The 1,186-nt window shown below is 63.3% G+C and carries 2 protein-coding genes; both read right to left on the bottom strand.

The annotated features are described in order from the left end of the window. Positions 1-771, bottom strand: a 771-nt coding sequence (locus tag JX325_RS17260; RefSeq protein ID WP_374220664.1) for a DNA cytosine methyltransferase, incomplete at its 3' end; no start/stop codon positions are given. Next, complete coding sequence (locus tag JX325_RS17265; RefSeq protein ID WP_023346841.1) at positions 765-1,106, bottom strand: hypothetical protein; 342 nt, start codon at positions 1,104-1,106, stop codon at positions 765-767. The genes JX325_RS17260 and JX325_RS17265, both read right to left, overlap by 7 nt. Positions 1,107-1,186: the final 80 nt, after the last annotated feature.

Here is a 1,186-nt window from a genome sequence, read left to right on the forward strand (position 1 = left end):
GTTCCCGACGTCCCCCGCCTTGGCCGCCCCCCGCATACGGTAGCCTTGAAAGGGGTGGACGACTGGTAGCGGCCCCCCTGTTTCAAAAGCAGATATTCGANTGCCTCCGGCGGGGGGCAGCCCAAAGTCTCCGCAAGGCGCAGGAGCCGGGAACAGGCGGCGGGGCTTAAACAGGACCGCTCCGGCACGTCGGCCTCCAANATCGGCCACGACAAACACCCGCTGACGGCGGGCCAGCCGGGGGTCTGCCCAATGCTGGGCGTCCAGCAGACGCCAGCACACGTCACGGCCTCCGCCTCGTACCATTCCGGCATTGGCCCAGCGCCCGGAAGCAGGCATTGGAATTTCGGTGTTTGTGAGAGATTGCAGGACGGCTCTAAAATCCAGCCGGTTTCCTGATAGCAGAGCTCCCATGACGTTTTCCCAAATAACGATTGTTGGAAATTGACCTCCAGTGGCATCCCTCATTTCCTCTATGATACGGACCGCCTGGAAGAACAGGCTGGATTTTGACCCGCCCAGCCCCTCACGGCGGCCTGCGCTGGAGAGATTTTGACAGGGGGACCCGAATGTGATGATGTCCACGGGCGGGACCTCGCCGCCGTGGAGCCGGGTAATGTCCCCCAGGTGCTCCATATCCGGGAAGTGGCGTTTCGTGATGGAGACGGGGGCCTTTTCGATCTCGCTGGCCCACAGGGGGACGATCCCCTGACGCCGGGCGGCCAGGGGGAACACGCCGATCCCGTCAAAGAGGCTCGCCAGGGTCAGCAGCGGCCCTGCCCCTTTACCGTCAGAATACCCTCCAGGGTGGTGGCCGTGATCTTGAGCCGCTGGGCCACGGCGATGTCATTTTTCACCGCCTCGGTGACAGCGTGGCCGCACACCACCAGCACACGGGAGCGGCGCAGCAGGTCCCGGCTCATATCAATACTGCTCTTGTGCTCCTCCGGTACAGCGTCGTTCAGAAACAGGGGGAGGTACAGCGTGGGGCAGATGGGGGAGAACCCCGCCTCGTAGACGGCCCGGCAGTAGCGGACGGCCTGCTCCGTGGCCTCCACGGGGTCCGCGCTCCAGGCGGCGGTGACATACGCCAGGGGCATTTTCATGTTCAAAACCTCCGTTCAGATGTAGATAAAATTGTTTGGAGAGGAAGCGGTCAGCCCCTTTTCCCCCCGCCCCTTTCCTC

Source organism: Oscillibacter sp. CU971 (assembly GCF_905219725.1).
Classification (GTDB): domain Bacteria; phylum Bacillota; class Clostridia; order Oscillospirales; family Oscillospiraceae; genus Oscillibacter.